The sequence below is a fragment of the Fibrobacter sp. genome, assembly GCF_045112255.1.
GTDB lineage: Bacteria > Fibrobacterota > Fibrobacteria > Fibrobacterales > Fibrobacteraceae > Fibrobacter.
In genome coordinates this window covers 1-24,497 of sequence record NZ_JBGUHR010000043.1, presented here as the reverse complement: position 1 = coordinate 24,497, position 24,497 = coordinate 1, and the positions used below count along the sequence as shown (strand labels likewise).

19 protein-coding genes are annotated in these 24,497 nt (G+C 51.0%); 6 read left to right on the top strand and 13 right to left on the bottom strand.

Annotated features, from left to right (window positions below):
- Positions 1 to 24: 24 nt before the first annotated feature.
- The 8 genes from ACJMM9_RS05715 to ACJMM9_RS05680 all read right to left on the bottom strand — a co-directional run bounded on the left by ACJMM9_RS05715 (position 25) and on the right by ACJMM9_RS05680 (position 12,389).
- Positions 25 to 2,913, bottom strand: coding sequence for an FISUMP domain-containing protein (locus ACJMM9_RS05715; protein WP_405324617.1), 2,889 nt, complete (start codon positions 2,911 to 2,913; stop codon positions 25 to 27).
- A gap of 8 nt (positions 2,914 to 2,921) precedes the next feature.
- On the bottom strand, positions 2,922 to 3,776 hold the full coding sequence (locus tag ACJMM9_RS05710) for a TIGR02147 family protein (protein WP_405324615.1): 855 nt from the start codon (positions 3,774 to 3,776) through the stop codon (positions 2,922 to 2,924).
- A gap of 214 nt (positions 3,777 to 3,990) precedes the next feature.
- Positions 3,991 to 5,151: a sodium ion-translocating decarboxylase subunit beta gene (locus ACJMM9_RS05705; RefSeq protein WP_014546278.1), complete on the bottom strand. Its 1,161-nt coding sequence runs from the start codon at positions 5,149 to 5,151 to the stop codon at positions 3,991 to 3,993.
- 14 nt (positions 5,152 to 5,165) lie between these two features.
- Positions 5,166 to 5,531, bottom strand: a complete 366-nt coding sequence (locus ACJMM9_RS05700; RefSeq protein WP_088641258.1) for an acetyl-CoA carboxylase biotin carboxyl carrier protein subunit — start codon at positions 5,529 to 5,531, stop codon at positions 5,166 to 5,168.
- 49 nt (positions 5,532 to 5,580) lie between these two features.
- Positions 5,581 to 6,423 (bottom strand): hypothetical protein, encoded by an 843-nt coding sequence (locus tag ACJMM9_RS05695; RefSeq protein WP_405324613.1) that lies wholly within the window; start codon positions 6,421 to 6,423, stop codon positions 5,581 to 5,583.
- A gap of 172 nt (positions 6,424 to 6,595) precedes the next feature.
- On the bottom strand, positions 6,596 to 8,707 hold the full coding sequence (locus tag ACJMM9_RS05690; protein ID WP_405324611.1) for a histidine phosphatase family protein: 2,112 nt from the start codon (positions 8,705 to 8,707) through the stop codon (positions 6,596 to 6,598).
- A 41-nt stretch (positions 8,708 to 8,748) separates the two neighbouring features.
- A complete protein-coding gene (locus ACJMM9_RS05685; protein WP_405324609.1) occupies positions 8,749 to 10,758 on the bottom strand; it encodes a histidine phosphatase family protein in 2,010 nt (669 codons plus the stop codon).
- Positions 10,759 to 10,901: 143 nt separating this feature from the next.
- On the bottom strand, positions 10,902 to 12,389 hold the full coding sequence (locus tag ACJMM9_RS05680; RefSeq protein ID WP_088641254.1) for an acetyl-CoA hydrolase/transferase C-terminal domain-containing protein: 1,488 nt from the start codon (positions 12,387 to 12,389) through the stop codon (positions 10,902 to 10,904).
- Positions 12,390 to 12,418: 29 nt separating this feature from the next.
- Here ACJMM9_RS05680 and ACJMM9_RS05675 point away from each other — a divergent pair, with 29 nt between their 5' ends.
- Positions 12,419 to 12,835, top strand: coding sequence for a GtrA family protein (locus ACJMM9_RS05675; protein ID WP_405324607.1), 417 nt, complete (start codon positions 12,419 to 12,421; stop codon positions 12,833 to 12,835).
- Between the two features lie 240 nt (positions 12,836 to 13,075).
- Here the strand turns inward: ACJMM9_RS05675 and ACJMM9_RS05670 are convergent, their stop codons facing one another.
- Together ACJMM9_RS05670 and ACJMM9_RS05665 are read right to left on the bottom strand one after the other, a co-directional pair.
- The gene (locus tag ACJMM9_RS05670) at positions 13,076 to 15,178 is read right to left on the bottom strand and encodes an OmpA family protein (RefSeq protein ID WP_405324605.1); all 2,103 of its coding nucleotides are present in this window, start codon (positions 15,176 to 15,178) and stop codon (positions 13,076 to 13,078) included.
- Between the two features lie 19 nt (positions 15,179 to 15,197).
- Positions 15,198 to 17,318 carry a polysaccharide biosynthesis tyrosine autokinase gene (locus ACJMM9_RS05665; protein ID WP_405324603.1) on the bottom strand — a complete coding sequence of 707 codons (2,121 nt, stop codon included), beginning with the start codon at positions 17,316 to 17,318 and terminating at the stop codon, positions 15,198 to 15,200.
- A 223-nt stretch (positions 17,319 to 17,541) separates the two neighbouring features.
- Between ACJMM9_RS05665 and ACJMM9_RS05660 the strand changes: the two genes are divergently transcribed.
- The 3 genes from ACJMM9_RS05660 (at position 17,542) to ACJMM9_RS05650 (ending at position 20,332) form a co-directional block, all read left to right on the top strand.
- On the top strand, positions 17,542 to 18,297 hold the full coding sequence (locus ACJMM9_RS05660) for an ABC transporter ATP-binding protein (RefSeq protein WP_405324601.1): 756 nt from the start codon (positions 17,542 to 17,544) through the stop codon (positions 18,295 to 18,297).
- A gap of 104 nt (positions 18,298 to 18,401) precedes the next feature.
- Positions 18,402 to 19,607, top strand: a complete 1,206-nt coding sequence (locus ACJMM9_RS05655; protein WP_173468670.1) for an ABC transporter permease — start codon at positions 18,402 to 18,404, stop codon at positions 19,605 to 19,607.
- Positions 19,608 to 19,690: 83 nt separating this feature from the next.
- Positions 19,691 to 20,332: a bifunctional 4-hydroxy-2-oxoglutarate aldolase/2-dehydro-3-deoxy-phosphogluconate aldolase gene (locus ACJMM9_RS05650; protein ID WP_405324599.1), complete on the top strand. Its 642-nt coding sequence runs from the start codon at positions 19,691 to 19,693 to the stop codon at positions 20,330 to 20,332.
- Between the two features lie 148 nt (positions 20,333 to 20,480).
- Here the strand turns inward: ACJMM9_RS05650 and ACJMM9_RS05645 are convergent, their stop codons facing one another.
- Positions 20,481 to 21,350 carry a diguanylate cyclase gene (locus ACJMM9_RS05645; protein WP_405324597.1) on the bottom strand — a complete coding sequence of 290 codons (870 nt, stop codon included), beginning with the start codon at positions 21,348 to 21,350 and terminating at the stop codon, positions 20,481 to 20,483.
- Positions 21,351 to 21,400: 50 nt separating this feature from the next.
- Positions 21,401 to 22,222 carry a menaquinone biosynthetic enzyme MqnA/MqnD family protein gene (locus ACJMM9_RS05640; protein ID WP_405324595.1) on the bottom strand — a complete coding sequence of 274 codons (822 nt, stop codon included), beginning with the start codon at positions 22,220 to 22,222 and terminating at the stop codon, positions 21,401 to 21,403.
- 87 nt (positions 22,223 to 22,309) lie between these two features.
- Here ACJMM9_RS05640 and ACJMM9_RS05635 point away from each other — a divergent pair, with 87 nt between their 5' ends.
- Together ACJMM9_RS05635 and ACJMM9_RS05630 are read left to right on the top strand one after the other, a co-directional pair.
- Entirely contained in the window at positions 22,310 to 22,600 is a 291-nt protein-coding gene (locus tag ACJMM9_RS05635; protein WP_088641245.1) for a hypothetical protein, read from the top strand.
- A gap of 50 nt (positions 22,601 to 22,650) precedes the next feature.
- Positions 22,651 to 23,724: a glycoside hydrolase family 5 protein gene (locus tag ACJMM9_RS05630; RefSeq protein ID WP_405324593.1), complete on the top strand. Its 1,074-nt coding sequence runs from the start codon at positions 22,651 to 22,653 to the stop codon at positions 23,722 to 23,724.
- Between the two features lie 112 nt (positions 23,725 to 23,836).
- Here ACJMM9_RS05630 and ACJMM9_RS05625 read toward each other — a convergent pair whose 3' ends face one another.
- Positions 23,837 to 24,379: a hypothetical protein gene (locus ACJMM9_RS05625; RefSeq protein WP_405324591.1), complete on the bottom strand. Its 543-nt coding sequence runs from the start codon at positions 24,377 to 24,379 to the stop codon at positions 23,837 to 23,839.
- Between the last annotated feature and the right edge of the window lie 118 nt (positions 24,380 to 24,497).

Sequence of the window (24,497 nt, the reverse complement as noted above, 5' to 3'; positions counted from 1 at the left end):
AAGCTACTCTTCCTTTCCCTAAACTCAGTCCTTGACGCAACGGACGGGGAAACCCATATTTTTGTATCCTCCGTGTATACCAAGATTGCCTCCCGCTTTCGACATGGAGAATGCCGCAACAAGTTCGAACGGTTCGTTATTTTTGAGGAAAAACTCGTCTGAATTCCAATAGTCATCCGTTGTAGTCCACATATACCCATACTCACCATCATCGTCATAGTACCCGCTACTTCTCTTGCGACCTGTAGGGCGGAACGAAAAACCATAAAGATCCACTTCATCTATACAACCTGAATATTCAGATATGAGCATATCTCCCGCGACATCTACTCCACCAACAGCATCTAATAATTCTATCACTTCATCACGAGTCGGCACATGCCAGCCAGCCGGGCAAACTCCACGTACAGGGAATGTCGGAGAACAAACAACACCGTAACCGCAGCCTTTACCATTATCGCTCCATGTCGCAGCACTATCCATGACCGCGCTCCATAGATACAGACGACCATCCTCTTCACAATTATCGGGATCATTCTCGTAACAGAAACTGGTCGAATCCAAACTATCCGTAGGTTGCAAGGATGCATAATTCAAGTTTTCAACCATCCACGTCTGGGCGCCGATTTTCAACGTCTTGTACGTTTGACCGTCGCGTTCATCAATCAAGGTTTCATATTCGCAATAATCCGAATTTCCCCTTTTACAGGCCGTCGCAATCTTAACACTGCTGCTAGAAGTCTCAGAGCTACTGGAACTACTTCCTACGGAACCATTATTCAGTAGACAACGAACCGAACGCATACTGTAGCTCTTATCACTTAAGCCTATACTCGCTCCCTTACTGTCGTAGTTCATGCCCATTGCGTACACATCAATACTATCGCGCTCGGCAGAACTCCAAAAATCAGTAACATTACCAATGAAACCATAATCGTCGTTCCATCGCCCCGCAGGGAGCGCAGTAAAACCAAAGGCATCCGTGCCTCTTCCCGTTCTGTACCAATCCGTCCGAGCCTTAAGATGCACACCTGCAACAATTGGACCACCCGCTTCCATGATCAGCGCACTCCATTCAGTATTACTGGGCAGGTGCCAGCCGCTCGGGCAAACACCCTGGGCAGGCAAAGTCTGCGAGCAAGTCACTCCATAACCACAGCCTGTCTTTATGGAATCCATAGCCGCAGCCCAAGTGTATAAGCGACCATACTTGGCACAGCTATCTGCGGAATTTTTGTAACAGACGCTATTCTCCACTTCGTAATTCAAATTCTCCGCCATCCATACCTGACCGCCGATTTTAACGGTTCTGTAAGTCTGGCCATCGCGCAAATCCTTCAGCGTATTTGCTGAAGCATCGTATTCACTGCCGGCATCTACCTTAACAGAACCGCTGGATGCCGGAACTGTTCCGTCATCACGTTTGACGCAGCGGACAGAGTACCCAAAGTCCTTAGCGGCATAACTCCTGAAGCCTACGTAGACGTCGTCATAATCCAAGTACATCGCATACGCGCAGCCGTTACCGGTCTCCGGAACGCCCTCGGTACCGCACTCCGTAGAACCCCAGAAACTCGTAGTGTAGTCCACGCCGTAGTAACCCGTGTTGCTGAAGCCAGCAGCCAACGCCGAGAACCCGAATGCGTCAGTGCCGTTGCCGCTTTCACCATCATCGTCATTCCAGCCGCTGGCAGACTTCAGTTTAGAGCCAGCACCTTCTTCGCCACCTACAGCCTTGATTAAAGCCACAAAATCATCTTCACTGGGCAAATACCATCCATCGGGGCAAACACCACGAATATTCCCAGATGGCAGATTACATTCCTTTCCTAGCCCGCATTCATCCTCCGACTTGCCCACCGCCGTGGCCCAGGTGTACAACCGGCCATACTTTTCGCAATACTCTGCACTATCATTGTAGCAAGAACTGGACGCTGTTTCGTAGTTCAGGTTTTCCGCCATCCACACCTGATCACCGATTTTCACGGTCCTGTAAGTCTGGCCGTCGCGCAAGTCCTTCAGCGTATTTGCAGTTGCGTCGTATTCACTGCCCAGTGTGACAGAATCACCGAAAGTTTCGATATATTTCTCGAAATCAGGCACTTCATCGGCATAACCCCAACTTTCGACATTCTTGCGAATCGAATCAAGAGTACCGTCAGCCATAGCGGCAACTCGCCACTTTTCAATTGCAGCCTTTGCAGAAGAATCATTCCACTTGCCAGTTTCTGCAAACGAATCTGTAAATTTTTCAAGGCGTTTCTCGATTCCGGCCACATCCGTTTCCGCCTGCAACAGCACACTCACAGCAAGCAGAGCCGCGTTCCCGTCACCCTTTCCGAAAATGTTCAAATCTTCGAAACTATCAAAGTTGCCCGCGATACCGAAAGCAGCAAGCACTTCCTTTTCGGCCTGTTTTTTTGCATCTGCGAAATTCATTTTCTTTTCAGTCACGAGATAAATCACGCGCTCATATTCCAGCTCGGTAATCACATTGACGTTCACGCTCTTACGGTCCTTCAAATCGGTCAGCGCATGGAGCGTAATTTCACCCGACGACATCTTGCCGGTCATTTCGCTGCGGTACTTTCCCGTCGCCTCAAACACAGCGCACGACGACTTGAGCGAAACATCTTCCACAGTAAAGTCGCCCTTGTCACTCTTGACATCGCCTTCAAAATGTTCGTCCGAAAGCTTCATCGACTTGCAATCGATTCCAAGCACGGTCACCGCAGAACCTTTTACGAACGGCCCCTTCTGCGACACGCCTGCCACATCCAAGTTCTTGATGGCGTAAACGCCCGCATCACCCGATGCGCCGCCCGCAACATCATCGGAACAAGCCGCCATAAAGACAGTCGCCATGGCAATCGACAATGCACCTGCAAAGCCGTTCCAAAATCCTTTATACATATTCCATCTCATTTTCTCTCTTCCTTATTTAAATCCGTTTCATTTTTATTCAAGCGTTCGCTTAGCGGAAACAACTGCACGTTCAAGCGATAAACCTGCTCCGTTTCATCTTCCTCTGTTGCAATCGCCACCACGCGGCGGTAATAATCTTCCGTCTCTTTTTTGATGCGCTCGTAAGCACGACGCGTAAGGCCAAGCGTATAGCCCGACATCATTCGCTCAGAAAGAGGCAAATCCAGCGACTGAATTGCGAACTCTCCCATCTGGCGCTGCAAATCGCGGGCAGCCAAAGGCACCGCCTCCACAGGTGCCATCCTGATGGCCTTATCCGTTTGCTGGTAGTTTCCGTCTTTGTCCTTTTTCAAAAGTTTCGCTTTTACCAAGAAGTCAAGCGTCTCGGAAACTTCCGTTGCCGAAATCTTCTGCTTGCAAGCACGTGCTATTTCGAGAGGCTTTGCGCCGGGCATGTGCGGAGCCAATTCTCGGATTACGGAATTTTTCCACGATTTAAAATAATTGAACTCTTCATCCCCCAAAACACGCATCTTGTGGGCCTGCGCTAAAGCACAACGTTCCTCAAAAGCAGCGCGCTTCGTCTTGTCATCTTTCGCATGGGCATACGAGACCATCAGGACAAAGTAAGTCAGTTCAAATCCGGCAAGGTCCATGGCGCTTGCGACAGAACCCGCAGAACCGACACTCAAATTTTTCTTTCCCTCGCAAACATACTTCAAATAGACATCCGACGCAAAACCCGCCTTCTGCGCAAACATATGCCAAGAAAATGCCGAAGTGCGTTTGCGCTCGTCATAGTAGTCCTGGATGTACTTGCGATAATCCGTATATTCAACGATTTCCTTCATGAGTACAAATATACCTTTTTCAGCGCATTCAGAACATGAAATTTGCGTTTTTCGTCAAATTTTACCAACTTTGCAGCAATTTTAAAATTTTAAGCATTTTAGAACATGGAATGCATGTTCTGAGAACATGAAAAAAAAATCCCCCGGCGCATTGCCGAGGGAATTTAATGGCGATCCCGGAACGGAGTCCGGGATGACACTGTAAGCGAATGACTTACGAAAGACGGCTGATCATATAACCAGCGCAAACTGCCGTACCAATCACACCAGAGACGTTCGGGCCCATAGCGTGCATGAGGAGGAAGTTCTGCGGGTCATACTTGGCACCTTCAACCTGAGAAACACGGGCAGCCATCGGCACAGCGGAAACGCCTGCGGAACCGATAAGCGGGTTCACCGGGTTCTTCGGAGAGCACTTGTTCATGATCTTTGCGAGGAGCAAACCGCCGAAAGTGGAGAAGCCAAAGGCAACCACACCCATAGCGATGATCATGAGAGTCTGCGGCTTGAGGAAGATGTCAGCAGACATCGTGAGACCCACGGACGTGCCGAGGAAAATCGTCACAATGTTCATGAGTTCGTTCGAAGAAGTCTTCACGAGGCGTTCAACGACACCAGCTTCCTTGAAGATGTTGCCCATCATAAGCATGATGATAAGGGCAGAGGCATCCGGCACGACGAGCACGCAAACGATCATCACCATCACGGCAAACACGATGCGTTCGGCCTTGGAAACCTGGCGGAGAGCCTTCATGCGAATCTTGCGTTCAGCGTCGTTCGTCATAGCGCGCATGATAGGCGGCTGGATGAGCGGCACGAGAGCCATGTAGGTGTAAGCGGCAACGGCGATGGGGCCGATGAGGTGCTTAGCAAGCTTGTTCGCAGTGAAGATGGACGTCGGACCGTCAGCACCACCGATGATACCGATGGAAGCTGCTTCGCCGAGCGTAAAGCCACCGAGAGCGACAGCTGCAAACATGGTCATGAACACGCCAAACTGTGCGCCACCACCGAGGATGAGCGTACGCGGATTAGCGATAAGCGGTCCAAAGTCCGTCATGGCACCCACGCCCAAGAAGATGATGGGCGGGAAGAGTTCCAGATGGATACCCTGGCTGATGTAGTAGTAGAGACCGCCAGTCGGGCTGAACATACCTTCGATGCTCCAGCCACCGTCGTAGAACGCGACGGACGGGATGTTCACCGCAAGTGCACCGATAGCAATCGGCAAGAGCAGAAGCGGTTCGTATTTTTTGACAATCGCAAGGAACATCAACACGAAGCTCACGATCCACATGATTACCATCGGAACGGTAATCTGCGCGAATCCTGTGCTCGAGGCGAAGTCCGCGACTGAGTTAATAATTCCACTCATTGACTTTTACCTCATTAGGCAATGGTCATCAAGACCTGGCCATCAGTAACGGTGTCGGTTTCCTTGACGGAGATAGAGGTAACCTTGCCTGCGCACGGAGCGACGACCGGGTTTTCCATCTTGAGGGCTTCGATAACAGCCACTTCCTGGTTGGCAGCAACAGTGTCACCAACAGCAACCTTGAGCTTGAACACAGAGCCAGCGAGCGGGCTCTTGACTTCGGTGCCACCAGCGACGGCCGGAGCGGCTGCCGGAGCAGCAGGAGCCGGTGCCGGAGCGGCAACCGGAGCAGCAGGAGCTGCAGCAACTGCGGAATCAAGAACTTCTACTTCGACGTCGTAGGTCTTGCCTTCGAAACTGATACGGACTGTTTTCTTCATTTTTATTTTTCCTGGCTTAAAAGCCTGTTAAGTTTTTAAAAGTTGAACCTTACTTGACGATCGTCCAAGCAGGGGAGTTAATGTTTCTGTAAGCGGTCACGCGGCAAGGCTGACCAAGAGCCTGCGTTGCAGCAGCGGTAGCAATCACGAGGAACTGTTCGTTTGTCAGTCCCGGATGTTCTTCGAGGGCGGCGACGGCGGCAATGCCGAGGAACGCCTGGAGCTGCTTGTTGGTGAATCCCGGATGGATGCTCTTTGCATTCGGATCCCAGTCGCAGTGTGCCGGAGCACGAACCGCAGGAGCCGGAGCGGCAGCAGCGGCAGCGGCCGGAGCAGCCTTCTTAGCAGGAGCCGGAGCCTTGACCTTGTCCAAACCAAGCTTTTTCATGATTGCGCTCATGATCGTGCAGAGGACGAGGAGGCCAATGATCACAGACATCACGACGATGAGGCCTGTTGCCTGGAATTCGACGAGCTTGCCAAGGGTGAACTTCTGGACTTCACCATGGCACTTGCCACCTTCCATCTTGCCCTGGCAGTATTCGCTACCGAGCTTTGCCTTAGCAATCGGGAGCACTGCCGTACCGTTGGCATTTTCGACGGAATCGCGAATATCGCGGGCACGAACGGACTGTTCGTATGTCTTATAAAGAATGGAATAGCCACCACCGTGAGTTTCCACAATTTGGAAAACAGTAGATTCATCCATCCACTTGAGCTGTTCCTTGAGCGGAGCGGCAATGGAGTCCGGCATCAGAGCGATCTGCTCGTCAAAACGGCCAACCTTTGCAGCCTGGGAAGCAGCAGGTTGAGCTACGATTTCAGACGCAAAGGCAGCGGAAACCGTCGTCATTGCGGCAAAGACCATAGCTTTCTTTAGTGTATCATTCATATCGGAATGCGTCCATGTTTAATTAAGTGAACTGTTTGATAAAAATCAACGCGCGTGAATATAGCAATTTTAGTGGTGGATAGACGAAAGACGAGAGACGAGAGACGAGAGATTTCCCTCATCTTTCTCTAGTCTCTCGTCTGTAGGACCAGAGGTCCGTTCTTTCGTCTAATCACATCGTCATCGTGCCGGAAGTTAGGCCCTTCACAGGCACATAGCGGAGCGAGCCGTCAGTACCCATGATAATTGCCACACCGGCAAGGTAATTGATCCACTGCTTTGTGTCAAAATAGCGCAGATTCACCTTTCCGTCCGTGCAGAACACCGTAAGCGGAACGACAAGCATGTCATGGGAAATCCACACGGCGACCTTATTGACCTTTTCAAAGCGCGGCTTCACGACGTCGGTTATAAATTCTTCGCCACGGGACTTCAGCGGATAGAACGCATCCATATAAATTCCTTTGTACGCATAGGCCGATGTAACCACCCAGCCACCGCCATCGGAATTCTTGTAGCTTTCGAACTTTGCTTCGTCCTTTTCAAACCAGGCACCATCCAAATCCGGAATCGTATCGCTCACAAGGCTTGTAAATCCCGCACCGGCCGCCACATTTTCGCAGGTCTCGTAGCTACGCGTGTAAGTCGAGTTTGCAAAGTATATACTTTCGCCCTTGAACTTTTCGCCCACAGTTTGCGACTGCTTCTTTCCGTTACTCGTCAAGTGCCCGCTCTTACCAGTATCATCCGTACGCTCCGCATGGCGCAAGATAAAGATGACCTTTTCACCGGCTGCAACAGTCTTCAATACATCGCCAACATCTTCAAATTCAAGAATTTCGCCCGGCTCGGGCTCACGCCAGGTCTTTTTGCCCTGGTCGTAAATGTAAGACTTATCCTGGTTGACTTTTCCGCTCTTGATTTGTCCATCGTAATCGCCAGCGCCCAAGCCATACGTATCTTTTTCAAGGTCCGTCGCCACACGCCAGTTCTTAGTGGTCCTGTCGCAGATAAAACGGATCTTCGGGCCATCCGGCTGTTCATAGTAAGAGACAAAGTATTCGCTCTGGCTGTTACCCACATGCTTCACCTGGCCTGCATTCATCGTGCCGCAAGTCTCAAAGCCGTGAGTCTTTGTCCAGAAATTGCGAACATGCTTTTCAAAATCCGGCACCTTGCCAAGGTTCCAGCCTTCCATGTTCCTGCGGATTTTTTCAAGGCCACCTTCAGCATCGAGCATCAAAAGCTTATCGGCAAGTTTCGCCTTCGATGAATTATCGCCCCAGTTGCCATCGCCACGGATATCATCGGCCACGAAATTTGCAAACTTGAGCATATCGCTTACCGAGCCATAGCTCTGCACCATCACAGAAACCGCCAAAAGCGCCGCACTGTAATCGTCCGAGCCGAACAAGCTAATATCTTCTGCGGACTTGCTCGACGCTGTAGTCTGTCCACCGCGATTCCAGCCACCAAAACCGCCATACCCTCCACCACCAGAACCGCCAAGGCTAATCCCGAAAGACGAAAGCACGTCGGTCAAGGCGCGACCGCTCTGGCTCCCGATAGGCTGATTATTGCCGGAATCTTCGACAAGCTTCCTCACACGCGGAGCAGCCATATGCGTCAGCATGTTCACATTGAACGAATCGCGCTTAGACAAGTCCACAACAGCATTAAGCTTTATCAGGGACGAGGAAACCCCGCCACTCAGCTCATCCACGTAAAAGCCATTTGCCTCGACTCTCACATACGGCGAAACAAGATTGACATTTGCAAAATTAAACGAGCCATCCGTAGTGACAATGCATGTTTCATGCGACCTGTCAGAATCGGCCAAGCGCTTTACGCTATCCAGCTCAACAATCTTTACCGAAGTTCCGTAACGGAACGGTCCCTTTTCGGCAAAGCCCGATATCGCAACTCCCGCTCTACGGAAGTCAGCGGCCTCGTCTTCCGTTTCCTCAGCAGCTTCAGCAGGAACAAGAACACCATCGTGACATGTGAATGTCCCGGTTATAGTCGTATCGATAATGGGATTCTGGACTTCCGAAGTATCCTTGCCGGACCCTTTACTACTAGAGCTTCGGCGATGGTGTTCCCTTTGCGAAGAACCGTTCAGCGAAGAAGAGCTACTCTTATTATCTTTGCGCGGATTTTCACTAGAAAGGCTATCCTTCGAATCAGAACTTTCTATTTCGGATACATCACCGCATTCATCGCCTTCACACGGCACAGAGCCATAACGGACAGAATCACACGCTGTCCACAGCAAAAACGACAATACAATTATCCAAACCCGCATAAATTGAATATTAGTAATTTCTAGTTCGCGTACCCAGACTTGAGACCGCGAATAGCGACATAACGGCGGTTTCCGTCCTTGTCGATGATGATAGCGACACCAGCCAGGTAGTTGATCCACTTGCCGTTATTTTCGTACTTCTTGAGTTCTACCTGCAAATTAGAGCAGTAGGCTACAAGGGGTACCATCAGCTTGTCATGTGAACTCAAAAGAACGAACTTTTCTGTCGGGTACTTCTTGACAAGCACATCTTCGATGAGTTCCACCGAGCGTTCCGCAAGATTATAGTATGCGGCATCGGCACCCGTCGAATAAGCCCCCGTGTAAGCATACTTGGAAGTCACTTCCCAGCCGCCACCGCATTCATTTTTCGCCTTTTCGACCGCCTCGTTATTCTTGGCATACCAGTCATCGTTTAGCTGCGGGATCGTATCGCGCTTGTCGTAAGACTGCCCACGACCTTTCGCAATCGATTCCACGGTCTGGTGCGCGCGCAAAAATTCCGAAGCGCCCAGGACAAAGTCTTCCTTGAACTTCTTGAGTCGAGCGCCAACCTCTTCAGACTGCTTTTTACCGTTGTCCGTGAGCGTCCCGCCCTTACTCGTATCGTCACCGCGTTCTGCATGGCGCAGCACAAAGATAACGCGCTCGTCATCCTTGATGCTTTCGTAGACATCCTGGATATCCACAAATTCCTTTGCATCGGAGTTCAGGACAAAATAACGGTCCTTTTCAACAGCGGTCGCCTTGCGCCACTTTTTTGAGGTTCCGTCATACGTAAAGAACTCTCCAGAGAATGTACCACGGCGAACTTCGCCATCCTTTCCTGGAGTCGTTTCGCCCATGAAGTCCTTCAAGCTATCCGGAATAGACGTCCAGCCGGACTTTTCATCACAGACAAATCTTTCACTGGACTTCGAGACATCGCTATAATTCGCTGCGTAAAACTTACTCGCCTTGTTTTTCACAAAGAAAATTTCACCAGCGGATTCCGCATCGCACTTCGGGAATTCCAATTCCGCCAAGTAAAAGTTCCTGACGAACTTTTCAAATTCAGCAGCCTTGCTCCACTTCTTTTCAAGAGCCTTACGGACCGATGCGTAGCCGTCTTCCAGGTCGTTCGACAAAGCCCAATCTGCAATTGCGATTTTTGCATCAGAATCGTCCCACGTTCCATCCTTGCGGACATCAGCAGCAACCGCCTTGAAGGACTTCGCAAAATCGCCGTTAGCCCCCGCCTGCAACAGGAGCGTTGACGCCAAGAGCGCCGCACCAGACTCGTTGAGATCAGAAACATGTATCAGTTCGCTCGCATCAAAGTCAGCGGCGTCCAAATGGAACATGCCCCATACATCTTCCGCAGCCTTTTCCTTCGCTTTTTCAAACGAGACTTTCCGCATCCCGCCCAAAAGGCCAAGGGTCCGTTCGGCCTCGAGCGTCGTAAGCAAGTTCAAATTGAACACCTCGCCCGAAGTCGCATCACTCAAAGTCGAAAGCGTAATTGAAGCAGACTTGCCATCGACAATATTTTCGACTTTACCATCTACTGAAAGGATCACATAAGGTTGCGGCAAGTCTATTTTGTCTATTCCGTACGTTCCATCCTTGCCGACTTTGCCCGAAAATACGTTCTTCGTTTCCTTGTACGAATTTGCCGTATCCAGCTGCACCATTTTGACTTTAGCAGTACTTGCAAACCCATCCAAGGCAATAGAACCCGACACGGATCCATTGACAAGCACATAAACGATATCTTGACCGTCAAGGGGATCAACCTCTTTCAGGCTGCTAGAAGACGAGACCTTGCCTTTAGAGCTACTCGACGAGGATCTACTGGGAGTCTTCGAACTTGATGAAGATTGCAAGCTATCGATCTTGCCAGACGAGCTGGAATCTTCCTTCAAATCATCTTTCTGTCCGCTGACGGGATCGTCACCGCAAGCGAAAAGGAGTGCAGCAAGTAACGCGGAACAAGAAACCTTGAACCCAAAATTCCAACCCTTAGAACTCTTTTGAGAAAAAATCCCCATAGAAGTTGCCCCTTACCATCAAGTTTTTTTTCAAAAACACCCCGTATCTAAAATATAACTATTGCGCAATTTGCGCAATAGCTAACAGGAATAAATTATCGCAAACAAGGGCTTAAAAAAGGTCAAAAATATAGATGTAAGGGTTACAGCATCTTGCCGGTTTCAAGGAAGCGGGTATGCATCTCGAACGCGCGGGAAAGCGCAAGCGGCAAGTGGACGCCCTTTGCATGCTTGAGACCGTACTCCAGAACATCCGTGAGCGCATCGCGGTAGTCCGGGTGGGCGCAGTTCTTGATAATCAGGCGGGCGCGTTCTTCGACCGGCAAACCGCGAAGGTCCGCAAGTCCCTGCTCCGTCACAAAGATCTGCGTATCGTGATCGGTGTGGTCCACATGGCTCACGTAAGGCACAATGCTCGAAATCGCACCGCCCTTCGCCACAGACGGCGTGAGGAAAAATCCGAGAGCGCAATGGCGAGCAAAGTCAGCCGAGCCGCCGATGCCGTTCATCATCGCCGAACCGCACACAAGCGAACTGTTCACGTTGCCAAAGATATCCGCTTCCAGAGCCGTGTTCATGGAAATCACGCCCAGGCGGCGAATCACATCCGGGCTGTTGCTCACTTCCTGCTGGCGGATAATGAAATGCTTTTTCCATTCCGCACTGTTTTCAACAAATTCTTTCTGCGCCGCCTGAGAAAGCGTGAGTGCCGTTCCAGACGCGATACCGAGCTTGCCCTTTTTCAAAAGCGGGAGCACCGCTTCCTGAATCACTTCAGTAAACAAATCAATTTGCCCCAGGCGGTCATCGTCTGCCATCGCGCAAAGCACCGCATTTGCGACCTTGCCCACGCCACTCTGATACGCAAGCCCCTTCGGAAGCCTGCCGTGCGATTCTTCAAACCGGATAAAGTCCAGGATGCGTTCACCGATGTTTTTAGAGACTTCATCTGGTTCCACAAACGGAGTCACTTCGTCGTACGCTTCATTCTCGACAATCGCAATGACCTTGTTCGGGTCAATCTGTACAAATTCACCACCAACGCGGTCACCGGCGCTGTAAATTGCAAGCGGCCTTGCATGCGGCGGAAGTTCCGGAAGGGCGTTATCGTGCATGCCGATACAGCTATCGCCCAGGCGAGTGTTCAATTCCAGAATGATCTTCGGCGCCATTTCCAGGTAGCAGACGGAGTTACCGCCCGAAGTCGAAAGGCAAACGCGACCATCCGGCAAAATCGCAGAAACTTCAATAATCGCAACCGTCGGCGCAGGGACAGCCCCAGTACGCACAAGATAACCCATCTTGCCCAAATGCGCGTCAATGTAGCGGATGCTTCCATCGTTAATCGCCTTGCGCAAACTCGGATTGGACTGGTATGGCATGCGAAGTTTCAGAGCCTTCGCGCGGGCAAGAGCGCCATCGCAGCTGTCGCCTGTCGAGGCGCCCGCAAACAAAGTCACTTTAAATTCCTGACCCGCTTCGTGCAATTTTTCAGCACGTGCTGCAATCGCCAAGGGAACCGCTTTGGGGTATCCTGCCAAAGTAAATCCGGAAACCCCGAGAACATCGCCATTACGAATCATATCTGCAGCGCTGGCAGCACTGCATTTCTTAGTTGTAATCCAGGTCATATCGTAGCAAAAATAGTATTTTTACCGCCGTGAAACATTTTATCAAATACAACGCCATCGGTGTAATGAACACCTTGATCACCCTTGCCGCCGTCTGGATATTGCACCAGGTCCTGGACTGGAATCTGGAACTTTCGAACTTTCTTGGTTTCGTTGCCGGCGGCCTCAACAGCTACATCATGAACCGCATTTGGAACTTCAAGAGCACCAACAAGAAGCGCACGGAAGTCGTACGGTTTATCATCGTTTTCCTCTGCTCTTACGGCATAAACCTGCTTGTTCTGGAAGGTTCCGCCCACGTGCTCACGAACGCTTCCTGGTGCGAGGGCTTTACCGCCTTCATCTCCAGATTCATGAAGCCAACCTACTTCGCGAACATCATCGCAAACGTCGTCTACGTGCTCGTAAGCTTTACGCTCTACAAGAAATGGGTGTTTAAAAAGTAGGCAGTAGGCAGTGGTTAGGGAAAGTTTTCCTGGAGCTGTCATTCTCGACCGAAGGGAGGGAAACCATTATTTCTTGTTTCTGCATTAGCGACGGGATCAAAAAAATCATTCTATAATGGTATAATGGCGCACGGAGTAACCGTGCGCTTTTTCGTTGTTCAATTTATGTTAGACTTTCTTCACATACAAAAAGGGCGCCCTTGCGGACGCCCCTTTTTAGTTCTCAGTTAAGATCGAAGATTACTTTTCGAACGGAACGAGTTCAACACGGCGGTTGAGCTTGCGGCCCTTCTTAGTCTTGTTATCTGCGATCGGCTTGTCAGAACCGTAACCGACTGCGCGGAGACGTTCGCTGTCAATGCCCTTCTTGACGAGGTACTTGACAACAGCCTGTGCACGCTGTTCGGAGATCTTCTTGTTCTTTTCTTCCTTACCAGTGTCATCCGTGTGACCCTGGACTTCGAGGTTGACAGCCGGGAGCTTCTTGAGCAACTTAGCGATATTGTTCAAGGTCTTGTTGCTGCTTGCGGTGAGCTTAGCAGAACCGGTCTTGAACTGGATACCCTTCTTGAGCTTGTCGAGGTCCTGGTTCTTGTTCGGGCAGCCGTTCTTGTCAACTGCAACGCCAACGAGGGTGTTCGGGCACTTGTCGAGGTGATCGGCAACGCCATCCTTGTCGGAGTCAACCGGGCAACCAACTTCGTCAACAGAGACGCCAGCCGGAGTATTCGGGCACTTGTCGAGAGCATCAACGATGCCGTCGCTATCGCCGTCCGGGCTGCAGCCATCAGCGTTAACCGGGAGACCAGCAGCAGTGTTCGGGCACTTGTCGAGGTAGTCAGCAACGCCGTCGTTATCAGCGTCAACCGGGCAACCCTTAGCGTCAACAGCAACACCAGCCGGAGTATTCGGGCACTGATCGAGGTAGTCAGCAACGCCGTCCTTGTCAGAATCGATCGGGCAGCCGTTAGCATCGATAGTAGCACCAGCAGCAGTGTTCGGGCACTTGTCGAGGTAATCAGCAACGCCATCCTTATCAGAGTCAACCGGGCAACCAGCAGCGTCAACAACTACGCCAGCCGGAGTTTCAGCGCACTGGTCGATACCATCAGCAACACCGTCATTGTCGGAGTCAACCGGGCAGCCAGCAGCGTCAACAACAGCACCTGCCGGAGTTTCAGCGCACTGGTCGAGACCGTCGAAGACACCGTCATTGTCGCCGTCAATCGGGCAGCCGTTAGCGTCAACAACAGCACCTGCCGGAGTAGCGGCGCACTGGTCAACATTGTTTGCTACGCCATCGTTATCTTCGTCAGCACCACGGACGTTACCGAAGCGCCAAGTAAGAGCGGCGGTACCAGCATAACGCGGAGTCGGGGTGTAGCCGTAAACGATCTTGTTACCATGCTTGTCACCGTAGTGGAGCTGGTAAGATTCAGCAGCGTGCATTTCGTCCTTGTACTTCCAAGTGAAGTTGGAGAGAGCACGGATACCCACATCGAGACCGAGGGCGATGTCGATGTTTGCCGGGAGGTGGAAACGGAAGCCCGGAGTAAGAGTGAACGGATCATAACCCGGATCACGCGGATATTCACCCTTTTCTACACGGAATTCACCGTTGGCTTCAACGAAGAAGTCCATCCAGTCAGTCGGGAGGACATTGATGCCACCACCGTAGACCAACGTGTTGGAACCACGGCCAACAGTACCGACGAAACCGACGTTACCGTTGAAGCGGAGCGGAGCGCCAACCTTCTGGAGGTCGAGAGTGAGGATCAATTCACCACCAAAAGCCATGCCATTGAGGGTGTACGGGTGAGTCTGTTCGCCCTTAGCGTTCAAGTACCAAGCGTGACGCGGACGTACGCCAACGGACTTGTCGCCAGTCGGGAAGTAGAACTGAGCAGCGATAGCAGCATTGAAGATGCCATCAGTTGCTTCATCGAGCGGAAGCTTTGCCTTTGCCCAGAGTTCGAGGTCACCACGGCTAGCCTTCCACATGTCGCCTTCACCGACCTTGTGTGCGTTAGCATGGTCGTAGTAAAGCGGGAGGGCAAGACCGATATCCATGAAGTCCGTCACGCCAGCTGCAAAGTTGATATTTGCAGTCAAGCTACCAACGTTGTCATGGAAGCTGTCCTTGTTGCCAGCCTTGCTGAAATGGCCACCGCGAGTGAGGGACCAAGAGTCATAAGAAGCCTGGCCACCGAAACCGGCAGCAAAGCCACCCTGACCGAGGGTTTGGGCTGTTTTCTGGTTGAGACCATCGGCTCCGCCCATCAGACCGGACTGCGCGAACGCGAAGCTACCGGCCAAGAGAGACATTGCGACTATTTTTTTCATCTATTCTCCTTGTTATTGGTTAATATTTCTTGTGATAGCCATAGTAGCCGTAGCTACCATAGCCGGACCCCGCATGACGCTCGCACTTGTTGAAGACGAAAGCCTTCTGCAACGGTGTTTCCGTACTGCGGTCAAAAGTATTCAAGGCATCTTGGATGCTTTCAATGGTATGAGCTGCATGCTTCAAAACACACAACAGATAGTCCGCATGCTTTTCGACAAGCAATGCGTCACTGCACTGGAATACCGGAGGAGTATCCAGAACAATCAAGTCATACTTATCCCTGAATGCATCAAGGAAAGCGCTAAATCTAGAACTGGTCAAAAGTCCACCCGGATTCACGACACGGGCGCCTGCACCTAGGACATGGAAATTGTCCATCACCTTGACAACATAGTCGTCGCCATAGTTTTCTTCTTCAAGCATTTCGCACAGGCCCTTCTGGCTATGCTTGAACAGGTGACCACGACGAAGGTCCATATCGACCAGCAAAACTTTCTTGCCCGACATGGCAAAGGACGCAGCAAGGTTTGTAGACACAAAGGACTTACCGACACCCTGCACAAGGCCGGACACCATCAAAACCTTCTTGCCATCCGAGAAGACAGAAAATTCAAGAGCCGTACGGAGAGCGCGGATGCCTTCTGCAAACGGATCGTCCGGGTTAGTGGCAACGCAAGGCTTATATACATCGTTCAATGTCTTACCGTCAAGCATAGGAAGCTTGCCGTAAACGCCCACGCCTGTAGCCTGCTCCACTTCGCTGCTGCTGCAAACACCGTTCGAGAGCAAGCGACGGATATAGACAATAAAGCAGCCCAGAAGCAGAAATGCACCCATAACCCCAAGGAAGATAAGCTTCCTGTTGGGCTTATTCGGCTTAAGCGGTTCATAAGCCTGGTCCACAATGCGGACATTGCCAACTTCACCGGCCTGGACAACTCGCAACTGCTGGATATTGTTCAGCAAGTTCGTGTAAAGCTTGTTGTTGACTTCAACTTCTTCCTGCAACGAAAGCACTTCCTGCTGCAAGACCGGCAAGCTAGATGCGGAACGCTGCTGTCTGGCAAGTTCGCGACGCAGTCTGGCCTGCTGTTCTTCAATCGTACGGACCGTCGGGTGTTCCGCGCGGAACAGGCGAAGAACTTCCTGCTTTTTCTGTTCCAGCTCAATGATGCGCTGCTGGAGAGTCACGTCCTTTTCAAGGTGCAAACGAGTTTCGCCCGAAAGGTCAATAGTTCCCTTTGCATTGCGGAACGAGGTCAACTTCTGTTCAGCAGAATCGAGCTTGGCCTTAACGCCCGGCAACTGCTCTTCAAGGAACATCAAAGTCTTCTTGGCTTCGGCACTGCGCATTTCGATATTCTGCTTCAGATATGTATTAGCGACAGTGTTCAAAATAGCAGCAACTCGATCCGCGTAACGGTTTTCAAGAGACACTCTGATAATGCCAGAACTCTTACCTTCTTCCGAAATGCTCAGACCCTTGAGAAGATTCCCGGCAGCAACCTGCGGATGCACGGCAGTGAGCAAGAAAGTCTGACCAACGGTTGCGGTCAGGTTCTTGACACAAATGGCTAAAGTATCACCAGCAAAAGGCTTACGGTAAGTTTCACCGACCTTGCCGGACAGTACGACCTCGCCCTCTAGTCCGATTACTTCGTATGCACTGGAATCGGCTGTGACGCGGGCCACAAGTTCACCCTTTGCTTCTTCGAACGCACGCGGAATAACAAGAAGTTCAAGATCCATGCGGCCTTCGCGATGCATAAGACGATCAAGCTTATTGAGCGGAACAGCAGAATAGCACAGTCTCTCGTCCTGGACGACCTGGTCCAGAATGACACGGCTCTTGATGAGTTCCATTTCGGCAGCGGAAGGCGTCGAGACGTCAAACAGCGCACCCATTTCACCAAGAGCAAGGCCCTGCTTATTTCCCTTAACATTTACCTGGAGAAGAATGTCGCTCTTAAAGGACGGGCGAATCCACATCGCGACAAGACAGCCAAAAATAACGCCAAAGAACAAGAAAACAAGCAAGAACTTCCACTTGCTTTTTAGATACACAATTATCTCAAGAATATCGATCTCGCCATCAGCTGACGCATTCGACATATTCTGAGTCATTTTCTCATTCATCAAAATCTCCAAGGGCACATGAACCAACCACCTGCTGTGGTCCAATTCGGAATATAAAATAAAAAAAAAATTATTGTTTATACATTGAAACATAACAATCATCTGATTTTTTGATGTTTTTCCTGCTTTTCGCTCTGCAAAGGTCGAAAAACCATATTTATTCGATGTAAAAGCAACCAATTCAACAGGTTAGAGCATCCAAAGAGGCAAATAAAAGGTCTTTATGCAATCCGCTTCACCGATTCTTTCTGTACAAAATTTGCGCCGTGATTTTAAAATGGGCGACGAGACCGTCCATGCTCTCCGGGGGGTAAGTTTCGACATCTACCCAGGGGAATTCGTAACGATCATGGGAACATCCGGTTCCGGCAAGTCCACCATGCTGAACATTCTGGGGTGCATGGATCGACCGACTTCTGGACACTATATATTGGACGGACAGCATACAGAAACGCTGAAACGCGACGCGCTCGCCCGCATCCGGAGCCAGAAGCTCGGGTTCGTTTTCCAGAGCTACAACCTGCTCAGCCGCACAACGGCCATCGAAAACGTGGAACTCCCGTTACTGTACAACTCCAAAGTTTCAGCCGAAGAACGCCACCATCGCGCCATCGAAGCCTTAAAGATGGTCGGGCTCGAAAGCCGCATGAACCATTTGCCGAACCAGCTCTCGGGCGGCCAGCAGCAACGCGTAGCCATCGCCCGCGCGCTCGTGAACGACCCCGTGATTATTCTCGCCGACGAAGCGACCGGCAACCTCGACACCCGCACCAGCTACGAAATCATGATGATTTTTCAGGAGCTACACCGACAGGGCAAGACAATCGCCTTCGTGACGCACGAACCCGACATCGCCACGTTCAGCGGGCGCACTATCACACTTCGTGACGGTTTACTGAAAAAAGATGTCATCAACGAAAAAGTGCAAGATGCAAAAGTCGCATTCGAGATGCTCCCGCCACCAGAAACATTTGACTAATTCGGAAGTCGGAATTATGAATTAGGAATTAAATCTTGATCATTATTCCGCTTTCCAATTAAAACATCATTCCTAACTCCGAAATCCTAATTCCGAATTGCCTTATGAATCCGTTTACATTAGCTAAGATTGCACTCCGCGCGCTGCTCCGCAACCGCATGCGCACATTCCTCTCGGTGCTCGGCATCGTCATCGGCGTTGCAGCCGTCATCACCATGGTCGCCATGGGCGAAGGCTCCAAGAAATCCATCAAGGAACAGATGACTGCGATGGGCACAAACGCCATCACCATCATGCCAAACCAGAGCCGCCGAGGCGGCGTCCAGACAGAATCGGCCGAAGCCCTTGAAGAAGAAGACGTCATCGCCATCCGCGAAAACGCGACATACATCAACGGCGTATCGCCAATGGTCTCCGTCGGCGGGCAGGCTATAGTCGGAAACAATAACTCCCCCACAACGCTTTCCGGTGTCTCGGCAGACTACCTCAAGATCCGCAACTACGAAATCCAGGACGGCGTGATGTTCGACGACGAAGCGGACCGCATGGCAAAAGTCTGCGTCATCGGGCAGACCGTCGTGAAAAACCTCTTCCCGGATACAGACCCGATTGGAAAAACAATCCGCTACAAGAGCATCCCACTCAAGGTCATCGGTACGCTCAAGGCTAAAGGCTCCGGCGATTTCGGGCAGGACCAGGACGACGTGATATTCACGCCGTACCAGACCGTAATGAGGCGCTTCTCCGCAACGACGAACATCCGGCAGATTTACGCAAACTCCATCGGCGAAGGCTACGCCGCAAAAGCCACCGAAGAAATCATGACCATCCTGAAGGAACGCCGCAACTGGACAAAACCGACCGACCCGTTCCGCGTGTTCACGCAAGAAGAAATGATCCAAATGGTCACAAGTACATCCGACATGCTCTCGCTCGTGCTCACCGCCATCGCTGGAATTAGTTTGTTTGTTGGCGGTATCGGCATCATGAACATCATGTACGTGTCCGTCACGGAACGCACCAAGGAAATCGGGCTTCGCATGGCCATCGGCGCCCGCGGCCGCGACATCCTTTTGCAGTTCCTCTTTGAATCCGTGATTATCAGCCTGCTCGGCGGCGCGATAGGGATTGCGCTCGGCATTGCCGCCTCCGAAACGGTAAAGATTGCGATGAACTGGCCCATGAGCGTTTCCGTCACAAGCGTCATCGTGAGCTTTGGCGTGTGCTTTGCGACAGGCGTGTTCTTCGGATGGTACCCGGCCCGCAAGGCAAGCAGGCTCGACCCGATCGAAGCGCTGAGATTCGAGTAGGTTACATTCTCTGTAAATAAAAAAACAACACTTTTTTATTTTCTTTCGTCTCTCGTCTTTCGTCTATAAACTATTTTAAAGTCATGAATTTTCTTGAATTTTTACAACCGATGCCGGTCGTGGGCATTCTCCGCGACATTCCTCAGGGCGCCGAAGAAGCGTGCGTGAACGCGTCTGCAAAGTGCGGACTCAAGGCGATTGAGGTCACGATGAACACCGCAGCAGCAACCGAAATTATCGCAAAGCTCAAGTCCATTGCAAAGCCGCTTGGAATCAAGGTCGGCGCAGGTACAGTCCGTCACGGGAGCGATGTGGAAAAAGCGATTTCTGCAGGTGCCGAATTCATCGTCACGCCGAACACACGTCACGAAGTCATCCGTCTTTCGAATACGGCGGGCATCCCGATCATCCCGGGTGCACTCACGCCGACCGAAGTGCAGAAGGCTTACGATCTCGGCGCAACCGCCATCAAGATTTTCCCGGTGAACTGCGTGGGCGGCCCGGAATACATCAAGGCTTTGCGCGGACCGTTCCGCGACATCCCGCTGATGGCATGCGGTGGCGTGAACGCAGAGAACGCCGCAAGCTACCTGAAGGCAAGCGCAAACTTGCTTTCATTCGGCGGAAGCATCTTCAATGCGGACCTCATGAAGGCTGGCGACTGGGCGACCATCGAAGCAAGGATGCAGAAACTGCTCGATGCTGTCAAAGCTGCAATTGCGTAAGGGAAAGCCGCGGAAATTTCCGCGGCATTTTTTAGATTCTTCGAGAAATTATGGATCCTCCTAACGGAGGATGACCGAAGCTACAGCTCTCGCCTTATGAGATTGCCACTCCCGCTTCGAGGATGACCGAAGCTACAGCGCAGCCGTATTAACAACGTTCGGCGCGCATCTTGCGTTTGCATTCGTACATGGAAGAGTCCGCACTGCGGAGCATCTCGTCCATGTCCTTGTAGTCTTCGGTGGAACTTGCCGTGCCATAAGCAAAGCAAACCGTCTGGTCTACAATCGTAAGCGACTTCACCGCCTCCTGCATTCTCTCGGCACAGACGAACGCGCCCTTCAGATCGGTGTCCGGGCAGATGACCAGGAACTCGTCGCCACCCATGCGGAACAGCATATCCGATTCGCGGAGCAGCTTGTTGCAAGCGTTCACGACAGAACGGAGCAGCAAGTCTCCAGCCAAATGCCCATGCTGATCGTTGACCTTTTTAAGACCGTTCAAGTCAAAATAAACTATTGAGAAATTCGTGCCATAGCGCTTGCTGCGCGCGAACAGTTCACGCAAAGAGCAAATCGCATGCCTGCGGTTGTAGGCGCCTGTCAGATCGTCCGTCAAGGAGATCTCGCGCAAGTTGCGAAGCGAACGCGTCAGGCGCAGATGCACAGCAATTCTTGCAAGCAAAATATCCGGCGCAGAATTTTTGCAGACAAAATCAGAAGCCCCCGACTGGAATCCCTGCGTTACGCTCGCCTCGTTCTCCTGATTCGTGAGGAATATAATCGGCAGGTCATCTAGCGGGAACTGCTTGCGTATATTCAGGCAAACGTCGTAGCCGTTCATTCCCGGCATGTTGACATCAAGCAGAACAAGCTCCACGGGATTGTCGTTCAAGTACTCCAAAGCCTCGGCACCGGATTTGCAGCCAATAACATCGTACCCAACTGCTTTCAGAACATCCGAGTCTCTTTTCAATTCAACATCATCATCGTCGACGATAAGAATTTTTTCCTCTACCATTTTGTTCTCCTTACCATCCCTACACTCATTCCAACAGCTATAAAATAAAATTACTCGAGGAACTCTATCGGCGGCGCAGATTCAACGAGCCTCATTTGAGCGGCCAATTTGAAAAACAACATCAGCGACTGTTTGCGTTCGTCGGTGAATCGGTAATCGAGTACGCTAAAGTAGTCTTCGACGAGGGGGCGCGGCAACTTCACCGGATACTTCGCAAGCCATACGTCCAGAGCCTGCGACGGATTTTTGCGGAACTCGCGGATGCTCGTTTCCAGGCGCGCCATGTAGTCGTCAAGAACAGGCCGCAGGCGAGCCGAGAGCGCCTCCTTCGAAATAAGCCATGCACCAAATACAAAAGGTAATCCTTGCCATTCCTGCCAGAGAGTTCCCAAGTCATAGCAATACGCAAAGCGGTGGCGTTCATTTTCTTCAAGCGCCAGGTCGCCAATCAAAAGGCACGCATCATCGGTCAATTCAGCCGCAAGCCCCGGCACATATTCGGGCGAAAGCCCATAGCGGTTTTCAAGGAGGATTCTCAATAACGTAACAGACGTCTTGCTTTGCGAAGTCATGCGGATGTTCTTGCCCGAAAGTTCACCGATCGGGTAACGCGAAAACAGCTTGACCGACCGCACCTCGAAAGAGCACGACGTGCAGAGCGACGGCGACAGCACAAAGGCGCCCGGCTTTTGCGCAAACGTAATCGAAGACGCCGGGGAAAGGTGGATCGAGCCGTCCTTGAGGCCTGCACTATGGGCACTCGGCGGACCATCGACAAAGGCCACCTCGGGAAATTCATTTTCGCGCCCGACAGAATTGAAGAAAAACGGCGCACAGACCAAAAAAGGGATTCGACCAACACGGAGAGTCATGTAAAAAAGTTAAATTTTTACGAGTGGCGAAATTGTATGCCACATCAAAACAAACCGATTAATTTAAAAGTTAATGGCTAAAGAATAATGGCTGTATTTCACGTGAAGAAGACCTCGCTCGGCGACGACCAGACCAGTCTGGTTTTCAAGGGCAAGATTGTAGAAGGCCCCATCAGCAAGGGTATGACCATCGAAATTCCTGTAACGCAGGAAGCTGTCATCAAAATGAAAATTTACGACGTCGTCCAGTTCGACAAGCAAAAGGACGAAGACAAGAAGGTGGGCCTGGTTGTAGATTTTTATAACCTTCCCGACGATATGGAAGTCATCATGGACTTGAATATCGCCGACGAAGATTTGAACATCGTAAACGAATAACCTATTCATTCAAACAGGCGGCTTAGGCCGCCAAAGTATGGGATACACGCATGAATAAAGAAAGATTGCGCGGAGTGAATTTGGGCGGATGGTTCAGTCAGGTTGACTGCATCGAAGAAAAGGATCCTGTCGGTTTTCCGGGGGTCGTAGGTCACATCAAGACGTTCCTTGGAACAAGCGATTTCAAGCGCATCCACGATGCGGGGTTCAACCACGTTCGCTTGCCGGTGGACTACTTTAATTTATTTAAAGGCGACGACCTCAAGCCGGATGAAGAAATCTTTGCGCTCCTGGACAAGGCGCTCAAGGACATCCAGGATGCAGATCTGGACGTGATTCTCGACCTTCACAAGTGCCCGGGTCACGATTTCCACCTCGCCAGCAACCACGAACAAGCTTTCTTTGCCGATGCGAACGCCCGCAAGGACACGCGCAAGATCTGGGCATTCATGGCCGAACGCTACAGCTCCATGCCGCGCGTGATGATGGAACTTTTGAATGAACCGGCCGCAAGCGATTCCAAGGTTTGGGATAAAGTCAAGGACGAAATCTTCTGGGAAATCCGCAAACACGCCCCGAAGAACACCATTGTCGTAGGCGCCAACAAGTGGAACAGCGCCAGGGAATTCGAATTCTTGACACCGCTCGATGACGACAACGCCATCTACAGCTTCCATACCTACACGCCAGTGACGTTTACGCACCAGGGCGCTGCCTGGATCGACGATCCGTTCTTCAAGATTGAACGCCCGTGGCCAGGCGATTACGCCGCCCCCGAAGTTGGCGGCACAACACGTTTGAACGTGGAATACGGCAGATGGGACAAGGCCCAGTTGCAGGCAAGCATCCAGAACGCCCTCGATTTCCGCGCCAAGTACGACTTGCCGGTAAGCTGCAACGAGTTCGGCGTTTACGTACAAGTTCCCCGCAAATATCAGCTTGCCTGGATGCGCGACTTCCTCGACATCCTCCGCGACGCCGACGTGGGTTACAGCTACTGGAACTACAAGAATCTGGACTTCGGTCTCGTTTCAAAAGGCGAATCGCTGCACAACGATTTGCCGCAGTACAACAACCCCGAACGCCTCGACACTGAACTCATGGAAATGATCGCGAAAGGCTAGAGACATCTTCGTCACCTTGAGACACGTTAGGGGCGAAAGGTCCAGTTAAATCTCGTGATTAATAAACTGCAAGACATAATTACAATAAAGGCGGACGAAAGTCCGCTTTTTATTATTCCACATTAAAGATTTTCATCGGCAAAAGATGTCTTTGTTTTGCTTTTAGAACTTCAAGAGTAACTGTACTTTCGCCTTGAGGTGCTTTTGACTTTATCGTCACCTTCTTAATCGTTCCCGGTAATGAGCAAGAATTATCGCAATACTCGAATTCGCTCACAGCCCCCATTCCATTCACGGCAGCATTCATTTTCATCACACGTTTGTTTTTCTGCGAATAGTAAAGCGTCGGCTTAGCCGGATCCTTGGGCGTCAATTTCCAAAGATTTCCTTCAGCAATAGGATTGTTGTAATCCTCAGGAGAACCCATCTGCTTGTTGATATTGGCAAGATTCTGCGCAGGCATATTCTGTGCCGGCAGTTTCTTTCCAGTCTTCAAGTCCGTCACCTTCATTCGACCATCGTTCTGCACCATTTCCATCTGCATCATGCTCGACTTGATTGTGGTAATGGATTTCGATTCCCCCGCAGTAAGCAAAGCCACGTTTACCACCTGCGAAGGCATGCCGGGAAGCGTTACCGTAGTACGTATATGCATTTCACATGTATCAGGGAAAGCCGCCTTCTTTTTGGACTATGCAGGAGTTTAATAAGAGGGTAGCGTAACTACTATATTCATTGCACATCCCCAAAAGGTAAAGCAATGGCAAAAATCA

Excerpts from the sequence above, each read along its gene's own strand:
- ACJMM9_RS05715 (WP_405324617.1), bottom strand. The coding sequence starts at position 2,913 with ATGTATAAAGGATTTTGGAACGGCTTTGCAGGTGCATTGTCGATTGCC.
- ACJMM9_RS05710 (WP_405324615.1), bottom strand. The coding sequence starts at position 3,776 with ATGAAGGAAATCGTTGAATATACGGATTATCGCAAGTACATCCAGGAC.
- ACJMM9_RS05705 (WP_014546278.1), bottom strand. The coding sequence starts at position 5,151 with ATGAGTGGAATTATTAACTCAGTCGCGGACTTCGCCTCGAGCACAGGA.
- ACJMM9_RS05700 (WP_088641258.1), bottom strand. The coding sequence starts at position 5,531 with ATGAAGAAAACAGTCCGTATCAGTTTCGAAGGCAAGACCTACGACGTC.
- ACJMM9_RS05695 (WP_405324613.1), bottom strand. The coding sequence starts at position 6,423 with ATGAATGATACACTAAAGAAAGCTATGGTCTTTGCCGCAATGACGACG.
- ACJMM9_RS05685 (WP_405324609.1), bottom strand. The coding sequence starts at position 10,758 with ATGGGGATTTTTTCTCAAAAGAGTTCTAAGGGTTGGAATTTTGGGTTC.
- ACJMM9_RS05680 (WP_088641254.1), bottom strand. The coding sequence starts at position 12,389 with ATGACCTGGATTACAACTAAGAAATGCAGTGCTGCCAGCGCTGCAGAT.
- ACJMM9_RS05670 (WP_405324605.1), bottom strand. The coding sequence starts at position 15,178 with ATGAAAAAAATAGTCGCAATGTCTCTCTTGGCCGGTAGCTTCGCGTTC.
- ACJMM9_RS05665 (WP_405324603.1), bottom strand. The coding sequence starts at position 17,318 with ATGAATGAGAAAATGACTCAGAATATGTCGAATGCGTCAGCTGATGGC.
- ACJMM9_RS05660 (WP_405324601.1), top strand. The coding sequence starts at position 17,542 with ATGCAATCCGCTTCACCGATTCTTTCTGTACAAAATTTGCGCCGTGAT.
- ACJMM9_RS05655 (WP_173468670.1), top strand. The coding sequence starts at position 18,402 with ATGAATCCGTTTACATTAGCTAAGATTGCACTCCGCGCGCTGCTCCGC.
- ACJMM9_RS05650 (WP_405324599.1), top strand. The coding sequence starts at position 19,691 with ATGAATTTTCTTGAATTTTTACAACCGATGCCGGTCGTGGGCATTCTC.
- ACJMM9_RS05645 (WP_405324597.1), bottom strand. The coding sequence starts at position 21,350 with ATGGTAGAGGAAAAAATTCTTATCGTCGACGATGATGATGTTGAATTG.
- ACJMM9_RS05640 (WP_405324595.1), bottom strand. The coding sequence starts at position 22,222 with ATGACTCTCCGTGTTGGTCGAATCCCTTTTTTGGTCTGTGCGCCGTTT.
- ACJMM9_RS05635 (WP_088641245.1), top strand. The coding sequence starts at position 22,310 with ATGGCTGTATTTCACGTGAAGAAGACCTCGCTCGGCGACGACCAGACC.
- ACJMM9_RS05630 (WP_405324593.1), top strand. The coding sequence starts at position 22,651 with ATGAATAAAGAAAGATTGCGCGGAGTGAATTTGGGCGGATGGTTCAGT.
- ACJMM9_RS05625 (WP_405324591.1), bottom strand. The coding sequence starts at position 24,379 with ATGCATATACGTACTACGGTAACGCTTCCCGGCATGCCTTCGCAGGTG.